The organism is Phenylobacterium sp. (assembly GCF_031360265.1).
Taxonomy (GTDB): Bacteria; Pseudomonadota; Alphaproteobacteria; order Caulobacterales; family Caulobacteraceae; genus Phenylobacterium.
Genome location: NZ_JANMBF010000180.1, coordinates 1 through 15,166, shown reverse-complemented (window position 1 = coordinate 15,166; position 15,166 = coordinate 1). Strand labels below are relative to the sequence as shown.

The following is a 15,166-nucleotide window of genomic DNA, read 5'->3' as shown; positions in this document are numbered from 1 at the left end:
ATGACCGGCCGCGCCGTCACCTCGCTGAGCAATCCGACAGTGAAGGCCGTTCGCGCCCTGCACCTGCGCAAGGATCGCGACGCGACGGGCCTGTTCGTCGCCGAGGGGCTGAAGACGGTCACCGAAGGCGTTGAGACCGGCCGCGCACCAAGGATCCTGCTGCACGGCGCCGAGGCCGGCGATCATCCGCTCATGATCAAGGCGATCGAGGCCACGCTCGCCGGCCGAGGCGAGGTCATCGAGGTGACGCCGGAGATCCTCGCCAAGGTCAGCCGCCGGGACAATCCGCAGGCCGTCGTCGGCGTGTTCGCACAGGTGTTCACGCCGCTGGGGGCGCTTGAGCCGCAGGCCGCGGCCTGCTGGGTGGCGCTGCACCGGGTGCGCGACCCCGGCAACCTGGGGACCATCGTGCGCACCGCCGACGCGGCCGGCTGCGGGGCCGTGATCCTGGTGGGCGAATGCTGCGACCCCTATTCGGTTGAGGCGGTGCGCGCGACCATGGGCTCGATCTTCGCCGTGCCGCTGGTCAAGGCCAGCGAGGCCGAGTTCGCCGCCTGGCGCAATGACTGGCCGGGTTGCGTGGTCGGGACGCTGCTCTCCGCTGAGGCGGATCACCGGCAGGCGGCCTATGTGCGGCCCACGCTGGTGCTGATGGGCAACGAGCAGCAGGGCCTACCCGCCGACATGGCCGCGCTCTGCGACGTCAACGTCAAGATTCCCATGCGTGGCCGCGCCGACAGCCTGAACCTGGCGGTGGCGACCGGGATCATGATCTACGCGGCGACCTAACCCGCGTCCCGCGCCCAGAGTCGCCGGGTGAGCACGCCGACGCGAGCCTCGATGGCGGCGGCGGCGTCGAGGCAGATGTCCTCGCGGTAGCGCGAGCCGATCAGCTGCACGCCCACCGGCTGGCCGTCGAGCAGGCCCGCGGGCGTCACCGCCACGGGCAGTCCCAGCACGCTGAGCGCGCAGGTAAAGCGCATGTCGTTGCCGAGGATGTCGCCGACCGCGCGGGCGTGGGCGAGGTCGGCGTTGACGCCGGGCGTGCGCTTCACCGACACCGGCGCGAGGATCAGCGGATAGCGTTCGAGGAAGACCAGCCATTCGCGCAGCACCCGCGAGCGATAGGCGATGGCGCGCATATAGCCCTCGGCGTCGAGAAAGGTGGCCATTCGCAGCATGCCGTCCAGCGCCTCGAGAAAGTCCGGGCTGGCGACCTGGCGCATCTGGGCTTCCTGCAGGGTGGCGATCTCGGTGTGCAGCAGGTCGGCCCACAGCTTCCAGGCGACGGAGATGTCGGGACCTTCGACCTGGCTGACCTCATACCCCGCGTCGGAGAGGTATCCGGCCGCCCGATCGATCATCCCCAGCACCGCGCCGTCGGTGTCCATGTCCGCGGGGATTTTCGCCACGGCGACCTTGACCGGGCCAGCCGATCCGGCCGGGGCCAGGGGCGCGGGGACCCACCAGGGGTCGCGGATGTCGCGACGGCTCATCACCTCCAGCGCCAGGCGCACATCGGCCACCTCGCGGGCCAGCGGCCCCTGGCAGGACATCAGCTGGGCCATGGGGGGACGCTCGACCGGGGCGCTGGGGTTGAACGCGGCGACGCGGCCCTGGGTGGGCTTGATCGTGCAGACCCCGTTCCAGTTGGCCGGGCCGCGCAGCGAACCGCCGATGTCGTTGCCGTGGGCGATGGCCCCGATGCCGGCGGCGACGGAGGCCCCCGCGCCGCCCGACGATCCGCCGCAGGTGATCGCCGGGTCCCAGGGGTTCAGGGTCAGGCCATGCAGGGCGTTGTCGGTGAAGGCGCGGAACGAGAACTCCGGCGTATTGGTGAGACCCAGGATGATCGCGCCGGCGGCCCGCAGGTTGGCCGCGACCGGCGAATCGGCCGGGGCGATGTTGTCGCGGAAGGCCACGACGCCGTTGGAGTTGGCCTGGCCCTCCACGTCGATGTTGATCTTCAGGGTGACCGGAACCCCGTGCAGCGCGTCCAGGGGCTCGCCCCGGGCCTGGCGCGCGTCGGCGGCGCGGGCGGCCTCCAGCGCCTGGGCGGTCATGTCGACGACCACGGCGTTGAGCGCCGGGTTGGCCGCGTGCAGGCGCTCGACGTGAGCCGCCGTCACCGCCTCGGCGGAGATGCGCCCTGCCTTGATCGCCTCAGCGGTCGCCACGGCGGACCATTGCCAGATCGGTATCGACTCCACGCCTTGCCCCCCGGGTCTGTCGCACGGCCACGCCTGGGGGCCGCACGGCATAGGTCCACAGGCCCGGGGATCGCGCCAACATTTTCGCGACGGGCTGGCGGGCCGGGCCTTGGCGCGGGCGTCGGTCTCGCAACTCGCGGCGCCGGCCGGAGATGCGCTGGACACTTTCGACCCTTAGGCGGCGGCGTCACGTCCCCCTGGGCTTGGCCCGCGCCGTCGGCTGGGCGGCGGCGGGGTTTTCGGGCCAGAGGTGCTTGGGGTAGCGGCCGCGCATGTCGCCGCGCACGTCCTTCCAGGATCCCGTCCAGAAGCCGGGCAGGTCCTGAGTGGTCTGCACGGGGCGATGGCCGGGCGACAGCAGGGACAGGGTCAGCGGCACGCCGGCGACGGTCGGATGGACGGTGAGCCCATAGACCTCCTGCACCCGCACATCGACGCGGGGTCCGCCCTCGGCGGCGTAGTCGATGGCGAAACTGGCGCCGGTGGGCGCGGTCCAGCGGAGCGGCGCTTCGGTGTCGAGGCGGCGTTGCAGGTCCCAGGGGATGAGGGTGCGCAAGGCGGCTTCCAGCGTCTCGGCCTTGAGACCGGCGAGGGACCTGACGGCCGGGAGCAGCGGGGCGAGCCAGTCGTCCAGGCGCTCGGCAAGGGCGAGGTCCGAGAGGTCGGGCCAGACGGAGTCCTTGGTTTTCAGGAACGCCAGGCGCCGGCGCAGGGCCATCGCGCCCTCGCCCCACGGCAGGACACCGACGCCCTCGGCGCGGACACGGGCGGCCAGGGCCGCGGCGATCCGGGCCGGGTCCGGGTTGTCGTCGACGGTTTCGCGAACGGTCAGACGGCCCAGGCGGGTGAGGCGCAGGCCGCGCAGCCGGCCGCCGCCGCTTTCCTCCAGGCGGTCGTCGGTGACCAACTGGGCCGAGAACGCGGTGAGAAGTTCGGCCTCGCCCAGGGGCGCGGCCAGCAGGATGCGGTCGCGGCGCTCGCCGCCGCCGAGTTCGGCCACGGCCAGCCAGGTCTCCCGCGCCAGGGCGTCCGTGGGCTCGAGAAACGCCCCCCGCCCGCTGACCAGCTGGAACTCGCCCTGGGGTCCGCGGGCGCGGGCGATGCGCTCGGGATAGGCGAAGGCCAGGAGCAGGCCGTCGGAGAGGGCCTCGCCCTGCCCCGCCCGACCGCTGAGGCGAGCCCAACGGTCGGCCAGCGCGTGCGCGTCACGGGCGCGGGGGCCGCGATCACGCTCGAACCCGTCCAGCCGGTGGCGCAGATCGACGTCGCGGCCGCCGAGATTGCGCTCGGTGACCAGGGCGGCGATGCGCGCGGCGCGCGGCGCCTGACCGGTGGCGGCGGCCTTCAAGACCATGTGCGCCAGGCGCGGCGGCAGGGGGATGTCGGCGAGCGCCCGGCCGTGGGGCGTGAGGACGCCTTCGGCGGTGAGCGCCTCCAGACGGACAAGCAGGGCGCGAGCCTCGGCGAAGGCGGCGGCGGGCGGCGGATCGAGGAAGGCCAGGCCACTCGCGTCCCTGGCGCCCCAGCGGGCGAGGTCCAGCGCCAGGCCCGAGAGATCGGCGTCGAGGATCTCCGGGTCGGCAAAGGCCGGCAAGGCGCGGGTCTCGGCCTCGTCCCACAGGCGGTAGCAGACGCCGGGCTCGGTTCGTCCGGCCCGGCCCCGACGCTGATCGGCGGCGGCGCGGGAGACGCGCACGGTGGCCAGCCGGGTCAGGCCGCTGGCCGGATCGAAGCGCGGCACGCGGGCCTGGCCGCAATCGATGACCACGCGAACGCCCTGCAGGGTCAGGCTGGTCTCGGCGATGGCGGTGGCCAGCACAACCTTGCGCTTGCCGGGCGGTGCGGGGGCGATGGCGCGGTCCTGGTCGCGGGGATCGAGCGCGCCGTACAGCGGGCAGAGCTCGACGTCAGGACGACCTCCACCCCCGCTGGGGGTGGATCGCGAAGCGAGGGGGGCCGCGCCACTTGTGGCGCGGAGGCGTTCGCCAAGGTTCTGCGCCGTGCTCAGGATCTCCCCCTGGCCCGGGAGGAAGACCAGGATGCCGCCGGCTTGCTCTGCCAGGGCCCGTTCGACGGCCTTGGCGGCCCGGTCCTCGAGGCGCAGCCGGTCGTCGCGGCCGAGGTAGTGGGTCTCCACCGGCCAGGCGCGGCCCAGGCTCTCGACGACCGGCGCATTCGACAGCAGCCGGGCCACCGCGGCGCCATCGAGGGTGGCGGACATCACCAGGATCCGAAGGTCCTCGCGCAGCACCGCCTGGGCGTCGCGGGCCAGGGCGAGGCCCAGGTCGGCGTCGAGGCTGCGCTCGTGGAACTCGTCGAAGATCACGCAGGCGACGCCGGTCAGCGCCGGATCGCCGAGGATCCTCCGCGTGAACACGCCCTCGGTGACCACCTCGATGCGGGTGGCGGCCGAGACCTTCGACTGCATCCGCACCCGGAAGCCGACCGTCTGGCCCACCGGCTCGCCCAGCGTCGCGGCCATCCGCTCGGCGGCGGCGCGGGCGGCCAGGCGCCGGGGTTCCAGGACGATGATCCTGCCGCCGCCAACCCACGGCTCGGCCAGCAGTTCCAGCGGAACCACCGTGGTCTTGCCGGCCCCGGGCGGGGCGACGAGCACGGCGGCGCACCCGGACGAGAGCGCCGCCTTCAGCCTCGGTAGAGCCTCGTGGATCGGCAGCATGCGCCTTCCAGGGCGCGCCGCCGCCCCTCCGCGAATCCTTGCTAGGTGTCTAGGTCACCCCTGCGGGGCAGATCGACGAAGGGTTCCGGCTCGTGGCCGGTGACCAGGATGCCCCGGCCAAGCTTGGAAGCCCGAATGCCGTAGGCGAAGTAGACGACGATGCCGATCACAAGATAGCTCAGGAAGAAGTTCCGGGTGGCGGGGGTCGACATCAGGCTGAGCAGCAGCACCACGCACATGATCGCACCCAGGATGGGCACCACCGGATAGAGCGGCGTGCGGAAGGGGCGGACCAGGCCGGGCTCGCTGACCCGCAGATAGATGACCGTAATGCAGACCAGGCTGAAGGCCGCCAGCGAGCCGACGTTGGACAGGTCCGACAGCGCGTCCAGCGACAGGAAGCCCGCCGCGCCCATGGCGGCGAGGCCGACGATGATGGTGTTGATCCACGGCGTGAGGAATTTCTTGTGCACCTTGGCAAGCGCGCTTGGCAGCAGGCCGTCGCGGCTCATGGTGTAGAAAACCCGTGTCTGGCCGTACAGCAGCACAAGCATGACGCTGGACAGGCCCGCGATCGCGCCGATCTTCACCAGCACCGAGAACCACTTCAGCCCCATCATGTCGGTGGCCAGAGCGATGGGCGCCGGCACGTCGAGCAGGTTGTAGGGCACGATACCCACAAGCACCGCCGAGGTCAGGATGTAGAGGATGGTGCAGATGACCAGGGCGCCCAGGATGCCGATCGGCATGTCCTTGCCCGGGTTGCGCGACTCCGCGCCGGCCGTGGAGACCGCCTCGAAACCCAGGTAGGCGAAGAAGATCACCGCCGCCCCGTGGATCACCCCGCCGACGCCATACTTGTGGGAGGTGTCGCCAGTGATGACGCCCATCAGCGCGCGACCGATCTGATGCCAGATATCCATGTTCGTGCCGTCAGGCCGGGCCGGGATCTCGGCCGGAACCAGGGGCGCCCAGTTGGCAGGATGCACGTACCTGATACCGATCACGATGAAGGCGATCACCACCGTCAGCTTGATGGCGACGATGATGTTGTTGACCGTGGCCGACTCCGTCACGCCGCGCACCAGCAGGGTGGTGACGAGACCGATGATCACAATCGCCGGGAGGTTCATGACGCCGTGGGCGATAACCGCGCCCGAGATGTCCTTGACGGCCACCCCTGGCGCCGCGGTCAACTCCGGCGGCAGCGCCATGCCCATGTCGCGCAGCAGGCTGACCGCATAGCCGGACCAGCCGACCGCCACCGTCGAGGCGGCGAGGCCGTACTCGAGGACCAGCAGCAGGCCCATGACCCAGGCCGCGCCCTCGCCCATCGAGGCGTAGGTGTAGGAGTAGGCGGAGCCGGAAACCGGCAGGGCCGACGCCAGCTCGGCGTAGCAGAGGGCCACGAAGGCGCAGAGCGTCCCGGTGATGATGAAGGAGATCATGATGCCCGGACCGGCGAACTGGGCCGCGGCGCGGCCGGTCAGGACGAAGATGCCGGTGCCGATGATGCAGCCGATGCCCAGCAGCACCAGGTTCAACGCTCCCAGCGAGCGCTTCAGTTCGCCATGTTCGTGCTCGGCCTGAATCTGCCCGACCGACTTGCGCTGAAAGATGCGCCCTACGACTGAAGCGTTCGCCATGTCCGGCAGATCCCCGTTGTATGAATTGCCCAGCCCAAGCCCGGGCGCTGGATGGCACGCTAGCGTCGCCTGCGGGCGGCGGCAATGACCCTGCCGGCGAGCGGCAGGGATGGCGCGGCTCTTTCAATTTGGCGCCCGAACCCCGATCATAGGAGACATGAACGCGCCCAATCCTCCGCTTCCGATCCGCGCCCTGATCGCGCCCGTGACGCCTTTGCAGCAGAACTGCACCATCGTCTGGTGCGCCAAGACGCTGAAGGCGGCGATCATCGATCCCGGCGGCGAGGTCCCCAGGCTGATGGAGGCGCTGGAGAGCCAGGGCCTGACGCTGGAGAAGATCTGGATCACCCACGGCCATCTGGACCATGCCGGCGGCACGGCGGCGCTGAAGGCGCTGACCGGGGTTCCCATCGAGGGGCCCCACCCCGACGACGCCTTCTGGATTGACCAGATCGACGCCTCGGGCGCCAAGTGGGGCATGCCCGAGGCCAGGGGCTTTACCCCGGACCGCTGGCTGCACGACGGCGACGTGGTGAAGCTGGGCGAGACCGAGTTCGAGGTCTATCACTGCCCCGGGCACACGCCTGGGCACATCGTCTTCTTCCACCGCGAGGCGCGGTTCGCCCAGGTTGGCGACGTGCTGTTCCAGGGCTCGATCGGGCGCACCGTCTTTCCCCGCGGCAATCACGCCGACCTGATCGCGGCGATCACCACCAAGCTGTGGCCGCTGGGCGACGACGTGCGGTTCGTACCGGGCCACGGGCCGATGTCGAGCTTCGGCCAGGAGCGCCAGACCAACCCCTTCGTGGCCGACTCTGTTCTGCAGCGAACGTGATTTCAACCGCGACATCGTCGCGTTACCTGTCGCGCCCAGCCTTGGGCCCATGGAGCCTTCAGCCGACATGACCCCCGCGGGCGCCCGCATCCTGATGGTCGATGACGACCCCGGCATCCGCGACGTGGTGTCCGATTTCCTCGGCAAGCACGGCTATCGCGTCGAAACCGCCGGCGACGCCCAGGAGATGGAGGCGGCGCTGGAACGCGGGCCGGTGGACCTGATCGTGCTCGACGTGATGCTGCCGGGCGAGGACGGCCTGGCGATCTGCCGCCGCTTCGCCAACGGCGAGGGCGGACCGCCGATCATCATGCTGTCGGCGATGGGGGAGGACACCGACCGGATCGTCGGCCTGGAGCTCGGGGCCGACGACTATCTGGCCAAGCCGTGCAATCCGCGCGAATTGCTGGCCCGGGTCCGCGCGGTGCTGCGGCGGGCAGAACACCGATCGGGCAATTCCGGGGTCGGGGCCGGCTGCGAATTCGCCGGCTGGCGGTTGGACCTGGTGCGCCGCGAGCTGCGGTCGCCGCAGGGTGTGGTGGTGAACCTGTCGTCCGGCGAGTTCTCCCTGCTGCGCGCCTTCGTCGAGCGGCCGCAGCGGGTGCTCACCCGCGACCAGCTGCTGGAGTTCGCCCGCGGCCCGGACAGCGAGGCCTTCGACCGCGCCATCGACGTGCAGATCAGCCGGCTGCGCCGCAAGCTGGACGACGGCGGCGGGGGCCATGAGCTGATCCGCACCATCCGCAACGAGGGCTACATGTTCACCGCCAAGGTGAAACGCACGTGAGGTTTTCGCCGAGCGCACGGCCGACGGGGTCGCTGTTCGTCCGGCTGGCGACGCTTACCGGCCTGACCCTGGTGGCGGCGCAGGCGATCAGCCTGCTGCTGATCTTCAACCTGCCGCCGCCGACGCCGGACTTCTATCGCCTGTCGGAGATCGAGCAGGCCATCCGCGGCGCGGCGCCGAACCTGGCTGAACGCCGGCCCCTGCAACTGCAGCATCTTCTCAAACCGCCGGGCCCGGCCATGGACGGCCCCACCGCACCCACCATCCGCGCCAAGCTGGCCAGGGACCTGGGGGTCCAGGTCGATGCGATCGTCATCGCCAGCGACGCGGGCCCGTTCGCCGACCGCCGCGTGTTCCGCATCATTCGCGACCGCATCGCCCGCGAAGGCGTGCGCGAGGAGCATTTCCTGGTGGCCCCGTTCAACGTCGCGGTGCGCCAGCCAGACGGACGCTGGACGGCGATCCGGCCGCAGCCGGCCTTCGGACTTGACCCCTGGCAGCAGCGGATCGCCCTGTGGTTCGTGCTCTCGGCCCTGGCCATGGCGCCGGTGGCCTATGTGTTCGCGAGACGGCTGTCCGCCCCGATCCGGCTGTTCGCCGACGCCGCCGAGCGGCTGGGCCGCGACCCGCGCGCCGAGCCCCTGGCGCTGAAGGGGCCCTCGGAAATCCGCGTGGCCGTGCGCGCCTTCAACGATATGCAGGAGCGGTTGCGGCGTTATGTCGAGGACCGCACGGCCATGGTCGGCGCCATCGCCCACGACCTGCGCACGCCCCTGACCCGGCTGCGATTCCGCATCGAGGGCCTGCCAGAGGATCAGCGCGCCAAAATGTCGCAGGACATCGACCAGATGGAGGCGATGATCTCCGCGGCCCTGACCTTCGTGCGTGACGCCAGCCGTCCAGGGGAGCGAACGCCGTTGGAGCTTTCGTCGCTGCTGGAAAGCCTCTGCGATGAGATGGCCGAGACCGGTTACGCCACCCATGTGGAGGCCGGCGACAAGGTCGTGCTCGAGGGCGACCCGATGGCTCTGCGCCGGCTGTTCCAGAATTTGCTTGAAAATGCTGTGAAATTTGGCGGAACCGCGCGGACGCGGGTGTTCCGGGACGCCGCCAACGCCTTCGTCGAGATCGAGGACGACGGCCCGGGAATCCCGCCGTCCGACGGTGAGCGGGTGTTCGAACCCTTCTACCGGCGCGAGCCCTCGCGCAGCCGCCAGACCGGCGGAATCGGCCTCGGTCTGGCCGTGGTGAGATCGATCGCGCGTGGCCACGGCGGCGACGTCGCCCTGGTCAATCGCGCCGGCGGCGGACTGACCGCGCGGGTGCAACTGCCCCTCTGAGGCCAAAAGCCAACCGACGCCACGCAACCCGGGCCGGGCTCTGCGGGTTAGTTCAAGGGCAATATCCACGAGACGCTCGAGGAGCACACCCATGTCCACAACCGACACCGGAAAGCCGCGCGCCCGCCGAGGCTTCGCCGCGATGAATCCCGAGCGCCGCCGCGAGATCGCCCGCAAGGGCGGCGCCAGCGTGCCGAGCGAGAAGCGCAGTTTCGCCAAGGACCGCGACCTCGCCGCCGCCGCCGGCCGCAAGGGCGGTGAATCGAGCCGTGGCGGCGGACGCACCCGCGGTCGCGAGGTTTAGGCCCGAAGCGACACCATCGCGAACGCCGGCGCTTCGCTGAGCCAGGTCTGCTCCAGGTTCCAACCTGCCGATTTCGCCAGCGCGGCGAAGCCCGCGACCGTGAACTTGTGGGAATTCTCAGTATGCAGGCTCTCGCCTCGGTCGAAACGGAATGACTGGCCGGCCACCCGGACGGTCTGATCCCTCAGCGAGTCGAGGTGCATTTCAATTCGGCTCCCCGCCGTGTTCCAGACGGCGCGGTGGACGAAGGCGTCGGGGTCGAAGTCGGCGCCCAGCTCCCGATTGATCCGGGTCAGCAGGTTCTTGTTGAACGCCGCGGTGACGCCCAGCGCATCGTCGTAGGCGGCCGTGAGCACGGCCACGGGCTTGACCAGATCGATCCCCACCAGAAACCGCGCACCGGGTCCCAGCAGTCGCTGGGCGCCGGCTAGGAAATCGCGCGCCTCGTCCGGCATGAAATTGCCGATCGTCGAGCCGGGGAAGAAGCCGGTCACCGGCCGGCCCCGCGCCGCGCCCGGCAGAGAGATGGCGCGGGTGAAGTCCTCGAGCAGGGGGGCGACCGCCAGGGTCGGATAGTCCCGACCGATGGCCGCGGCGGCGGCGTCGAGGGCGGCGCGGCTGATGTCGATGGGCGCGTAGACGGCGACCTGGGGGGCGGCGTCCAGCAATACACGGGTCTTCACGCTGGCCCCGCTGCCGAACTCCACGAGCGCCGCGCCCGGCGAGATCAGCGCGGCGATCTCGGGGGCGATGCGGCGCAGCAGCGCGATCTCGGCGCGGGTCGGATAGTATTCCGCCAGGTCGCAGATCGCCTCGAACAGGCGCGAACCCTCCGCGTCGTAGAAGTATTTTGGCGGCACGGCCTTCTGCGGTTTCGACAGCCCCGCCAGCACGTCGGCCTGGAAATCCGCGCTCGCGCTCGCACCGGCCGCCGGCGCCACGTCGCGCGCCAGCCGGACGCCGGAGAACATCCAGCGCTGCCGGGGCTGGTAGAAGTTGCGGTAGCTCGCCCGCGTGTGGCCGGGCGGCGTGACGCAGGCCCCGCCGCGCAGCACGACCTGTCCGACCATGAACTTGCCGTTGTATTCGCCGACCGCTCCGGGCGCCGGGCGGAACCCCGGATAGGGGGCGTAGGCGCTGCGGGTCCATTGCCACAGGTCGCCCACCATCTGGCGCAGGCCAGCGGCCGGCGGCGCGGCGGTGGGCTCCAGTCGACCAAAGCCCAGGCCAGAGCCTTGGCCGGCGCCGTCGGACCGCGACCCCCGCGCGGCGTGCTCCCACTCGGCTTCCGTGGGCAGACGCGCGCCGGCCCAGGCGGCGTAGGCCTCGGCCTCGTAGAAGCTGATGTGGCAGACGGGTGCGGCCGGGTCGATCGGACGCAGGCCGTGCAAGGTCATGGCGCTCCAGCCAGCCGCGTCCGGGTCCGGGTCCGGGGCGGCCTGCCGCCAGTAGAACGGCGCGGACCAGCCCTCGGCCTGGGCCGTAGCCCAGCCTTCGGAAAGCCAGAGTTCGGCGCGGCGATAGCCGCCGTCGGCCATGAAGGCCAGCCATTCGGCGTTGCTCACCAGCCGGTCGGCCAGGGCGAAGGGCTCGAGCCAGACCTTGTGCCGGGGCCCCTCGTTGTCGAAGGCGAAGCCCGGACCCGGGTGACCGACCTCGACGAGGCCGCCCTCGAACGCCACGAAACCCGCGGGCCGGACCGCGGCGGCGGCAGGCGCGGCGCGCGGCGGGGCGTAGGCCGGGCACAGCGGCGACTGGGCGAACAGGTGCAGGATGTCCATCAGGATCAGCTCCTGGTGCTGCTCCTCATGGGCGAGACCCAGGTCCAGCAGATCGGCGAGGTCGGCGGCTCCGACAGCCAGCAGGCGTTCCACGCCGTGGTCGACATGGGCGCGATAGGCGATCACGTCGTCGAGCGAGGGCCGCGTCAGAAGGCCCCGCTCCGGCCTCGGCTGCCGGGGTCCCAGGGCTTCGTAGTAGGAATTGAACAGGTAGGCGAACCGCGGGTCGAAGGCCCTGTAACCCGGCAGGTGCGGGGCAAGCAGGAAGGTCTCGAAGAACCAGGTGGTGTGGGCCAAGTGCCACTTCGTGGGGCTGGCGTCGGGCATCGACTGGGCCAGCTGGTCCTCGGCGGTCAGCGAGCGGGTGAGGGCCAGGCTCGCGTGACGCACAGCGCGATAGCGGTCCAGCGGGCTGGCGAGCACTGACGCGGGTGCGCCGGCAAGCGGCGGCGCGGTTTCAGATCGGGCCATGCCATCCCCTCGTCGGCCCCGCACCCGGGGCGCGCTTCGCCGCCAGGCCAAGAGCTAGGTACTCCGGACCGTTTCGCCAACGGGGCGGCGCGCACAACGTTCCGCAAAAAACCACTGCGGCGATCTCTTCCTGCCAGCCGACGCACGCGATATGAGCCACCGATGTCGCATTTGAGCTCCCGATCGAACGTCCGCCCGCGCCGATGACCCGCGACGACGCCCGGGCGCTGGACGCCGCCGACCCGCTGGCCGGTTTCCGCGACGCCTTCGACCTGCCGGCCGGGGTGATCTATCTGGACGGCAATTCGCTGGGACCGCCGCCGCGCGCGGTTCACGCCCGGCTGGCCGAGACCATAACCCGCGAATGGGGCCAGGGCCTGGTGCGCAGCTGGAACACCGCCGACTGGATCGGGGCGCCGGTCCGCGTCGGCGGCAAGATCGCCCGGCTGATCGGCGCCAGGCCGTCAGAGGTGGTGGTCGCCGATTCCACCACGGTGAACCTGTTCAAGCTGGCGGCCGGCGCGCTCGGCCTGCGGCCGGGGCGCGGGACGATCCTGTCGGAGACCGGCAACTTCCCCACCGACCTCTACGCCCTGCAGGGCCTGGCCGCGCTCACCCCCGACCGCGCGCGGCTGCGCACCGTGGCGGCTGACGACCTGCCCAGGGCCATCGATGACGACACCGCCGTCGTGGTCCTGACCCACGTGCACTACAAGACCGCGCGCGCCTGGGACATGGCCGCCCTGACCGCCGCCGCCCACGCCCGGGGCGCGCTGATCCTCTGGGACTTGAGCCACAGCACGGGCGCGGTGGCGGTGGACCTCAACGGCGCAGGCGCCGACCTGGCCGTCGGCTGCGGCTACAAATACCTGAACGGCGGCCCCGGCGCGCCGGCCTTCCTGTTTGTCGCCGCGCGGCATCAGGCGGCGATCGTCTCGCCGCTGACCGGCTGGATGGGCCACGCGGCGCCCTTCGCCTTCGAGGACGGTTTCCGGCCCGCCGCCGACATCCGCGCCCAGACCACCGGCACCCCGCCGATCCTGGCCCTGGCGGCGCTGGAGGCGGGCGTCGACCTGCAGCTTCAGGCCGACCCCGCTCAGGTCGAGGCCAAGGGCCTGGCCCTGGCCAACCTGTTCGTGGGTGAGGTGATGGCCCGCGCCGGCGATCCCGCCCTGACCCTAGCCAGCGTGCGCGACCCCCGGCGCGGCCTGCACGTGGCGTTCGGCCACTCGCAGGGCTACGCCATCGTCCAGGCGCTGTTGGCGCAAGGCGTCGTCGGCGATTTCCGCGCCCCGGACATCGCCCGCTTCGGATTTTCGCCGCTCTATCTGAGTTTCGCCCAGGTCTGGGACGCGGCCGCGACCTTGGCGCAGATCCTGGCGACCCGAGGCTGGGACCGGCCGGCGTTTCAGGCGCGGGCGGCGGTCACCTGATCCGGCGGTAGCGGCTCAGCCGGTCGCTGACACCCGGGAACTGGGGCAGGATCACAACCGGCCCGGCCTCGAACCGGGTCTCCAGAAACCGGTAGAGGCCAGGGGCGCCCGTGCAGCCGCCACGCCCGTCGCCGATCAGCGCCAGCCGCCGGCCGGGTCGCATCGCGCGGACCGCGGCCAGCGCCCAGGGCGAGCCTTCGGTCGGCCAGGAACACAGAACATCGCGCTCGGGATAGCGTCGCACCGCCGCGTGGCCGGCCAGCGCCTCGATCGGGACGTGCAGGCTGGCGGCGGAGCCGTGGATATTGACCCCCTCAGAGACGATGTCGGTGGCGATGGCCGCGTGCCCGCCGCGCGCAGCATCGCCGTCCAGTAGCCGGAGCCCGCGCCGATCTCGACGATGGGACCAAGGCCACGCAGCACCGCCAGCGCCTCGGCGCAGGGAAGTGGCGGTGACGCAGGGATTCGAACCCTGGATACCCTTTCGGGTATGACGATTTAGCAAACCGTTGCCTTCAGCCACTCGGCCACGTCACCTTGTTGAAAACGCGTAGCTTTCGCATCGCGCCGTCGCCCGGCCCGGCCGGCGCGTGGCCGGTCCTAGCTGGGATCGGGGTTTCTAGCCGACGGCGGCGGGTCTGCCTAGTGTGCTGGATCTGAAGTTCGCCTTCCCTATGGATCAGACTCAGAGCGGACTTCAGGTCCAAGAAGCACACTAAGAAACAAGGGCTTGCCAGTGTCCCTATCGATTCCAAAGTTCGACCGCGCCGGCCGCAAGCGCCTGCGAACTGCGGAATCGGGACACTTGCTGCCTCAGCCGTGGGCCAGCCATTCGCGGGCCTGGCGCTGGGCTTCGGCGACCTGGTCCGACGCCATCTCGCCGGCCAGTTCCTTGCGGTAGATCTTGGCCTCCACCGAGCCGCGCATGGCCGCCAGGTTGAACAGCATGTGGGCTGACACATAGTCGAGCGGGGCGCCGCCCTGGCCGGTCGAATAGAGCAGACCGAGCCGGAAGAGCTCGTCGCCGGACGCGTCGAGGCCCGGAATCGGCAGGCCCTCACTGGCGACTTGCAGTTGAGCAAGCATGACCTTTGTCCCTGTCTGGGCCGGCCGGGCTCCGTTCTGGCGCCCGTGTCCAACCCTATCGCCCCAGTGAAACAGGCTCTCGCTGAACGCATGGTTAAGACCGGCGTTGTCGCAGCTTCATGTTGGGCGGTGTCGCGCCGGGATCGCGTTCAGCCACAGTTCAGGCGTTGGCGGGCACAGTCGACCATCAAAGGCTCCCGGTCCCGAAGCTTCACCATCGACCCGGAGCACGTTTTTGAGGAAGATTGGCGAGATGCGCCGCCCGATCTCGATCCTTTCCGCCGCCCTCGCCGTCGCCATGCACCTGGCTACGGCCGGCCACGCCGTCGCCGGCGAGCATGACCACGACGGGCAAGAGGCCCGCCGGGAGGCGGCCCAGCCCGGGCGGGGGGGCGAGCGCGGCGGCTGGAACCGCGGAGAGCCTCGCGGTGAGGTGCGGGGCGGCCCGCGCTTCGACCCCAGAAGCGACTACCGCGTGGATCCCCGGCTCGATCCCCGCCGCGAGGCACGGGCGGAGGCGCGCGCCGACGGCCCGCCCGGCGGCCTGGCGCCGGCCCCGCGTCGCGGCGGCCATATCGCCGGCCAGGGCGGGG

General features: G+C 71.1%; 13 protein-coding genes and 1 tRNA gene. 7 read left to right on the top strand and 7 right to left on the bottom strand.

The features are described 5' to 3' along the window. Entirely contained in the window at positions 1-789 is a 789-nt protein-coding gene (locus RMN86_RS16485) for an RNA methyltransferase (RefSeq protein WP_309606948.1), read from the top strand. Here the strand turns inward: RMN86_RS16485 and RMN86_RS16480 are convergent. The 3 genes from RMN86_RS16480 to RMN86_RS16470 form a co-directional block, all read right to left on the bottom strand. Next, positions 786-2,210: an amidase gene (locus RMN86_RS16480; RefSeq protein ID WP_309606947.1), complete on the bottom strand. Its 1,425-nt coding sequence runs from the start codon at positions 2,208-2,210 to the stop codon at positions 786-788. The genes RMN86_RS16485 and RMN86_RS16480 overlap by 4 nt on opposite strands. Before the next feature lie 187 nt (positions 2,211-2,397). Beyond that, a complete protein-coding gene (hrpB, locus tag RMN86_RS16475; RefSeq protein ID WP_309606946.1) occupies positions 2,398-4,890 on the bottom strand; it encodes an ATP-dependent helicase HrpB in 2,493 nt (830 codons plus the stop codon). Between the two features lie 41 nt (positions 4,891-4,931). Further along, positions 4,932-6,536 carry an amino acid permease gene (locus tag RMN86_RS16470; protein WP_309606945.1) on the bottom strand — a complete coding sequence of 535 codons (1,605 nt, stop codon included), beginning with the start codon at positions 6,534-6,536 and terminating at the stop codon, positions 4,932-4,934. A gap of 157 nt (positions 6,537-6,693) precedes the next feature. On the opposite strand from RMN86_RS16470, the gene RMN86_RS16465 reads away from it, so the two are divergent. The 4 genes from RMN86_RS16465 (at position 6,694) to RMN86_RS16450 (ending at position 9,802) form a co-directional block, all read left to right on the top strand. Next, complete coding sequence (locus tag RMN86_RS16465) at positions 6,694-7,371, top strand: MBL fold metallo-hydrolase (RefSeq protein ID WP_309606944.1); 678 nt, start codon at positions 6,694-6,696, stop codon at positions 7,369-7,371. Between the two features lie 49 nt (positions 7,372-7,420). Next, positions 7,421-8,158 (top strand): response regulator, encoded by a 738-nt coding sequence (locus RMN86_RS16460; protein ID WP_309606943.1) that lies wholly within the window; start codon positions 7,421-7,423, stop codon positions 8,156-8,158. Beyond that, on the top strand, positions 8,155-9,498 hold the full coding sequence (locus tag RMN86_RS16455) for an ATP-binding protein (RefSeq protein WP_309606942.1): 1,344 nt from the start codon (positions 8,155-8,157) through the stop codon (positions 9,496-9,498). Before RMN86_RS16460 ends, RMN86_RS16455 begins: the two co-directional genes overlap by 4 nt. 91 nt (positions 9,499-9,589) lie before the next feature. Then, a complete protein-coding gene (locus RMN86_RS16450) occupies positions 9,590-9,802 on the top strand; it encodes a general stress protein (protein ID WP_309606941.1) in 213 nt (70 codons plus the stop codon). Here RMN86_RS16450 and egtB read toward each other — a convergent pair. Beyond that, positions 9,799-12,054, bottom strand: a complete 2,256-nt coding sequence (gene egtB / locus RMN86_RS16445) for an ergothioneine biosynthesis protein EgtB (protein WP_309606940.1) — start codon at positions 12,052-12,054, stop codon at positions 9,799-9,801. The genes RMN86_RS16450 and egtB overlap by 4 nt on opposite strands. Before the next feature lie 203 nt (positions 12,055-12,257). Between egtB and kynU the strand changes: the two genes are divergently transcribed. Next, positions 12,258-13,487 (top strand): kynureninase, encoded by a 1,230-nt coding sequence (gene kynU, locus RMN86_RS16440; protein WP_309606939.1) that lies wholly within the window; start codon positions 12,258-12,260, stop codon positions 13,485-13,487. Here kynU and RMN86_RS16435 read toward each other — a convergent pair. From RMN86_RS16435 to RMN86_RS16425, 3 genes are all read right to left on the bottom strand, one after another. After that, entirely contained in the window at positions 13,480-13,731 is a 252-nt protein-coding gene (locus tag RMN86_RS16435; RefSeq protein WP_309606938.1) for a hypothetical protein, read from the bottom strand. The two genes, kynU and RMN86_RS16435, sit on opposite strands and share 8 nt — an antisense overlap. Positions 13,732-13,934: 203 nt before the next feature. Further along, positions 13,935-14,024, bottom strand: a tRNA-Ser gene (locus tag RMN86_RS16430). Positions 14,025-14,300: 276 nt separating this feature from the next. Next, positions 14,301-14,573, bottom strand: a complete 273-nt coding sequence (locus RMN86_RS16425) for a sel1 repeat family protein (protein ID WP_309606937.1) — start codon at positions 14,571-14,573, stop codon at positions 14,301-14,303. A gap of 253 nt (positions 14,574-14,826) precedes the next feature. Here RMN86_RS16425 and RMN86_RS16420 point away from each other — a divergent pair. Then, positions 14,827-15,166 (top strand): hypothetical protein (locus tag RMN86_RS16420; protein ID WP_309606936.1); only part of this gene is annotated, 340 nt, incomplete at its 3' end.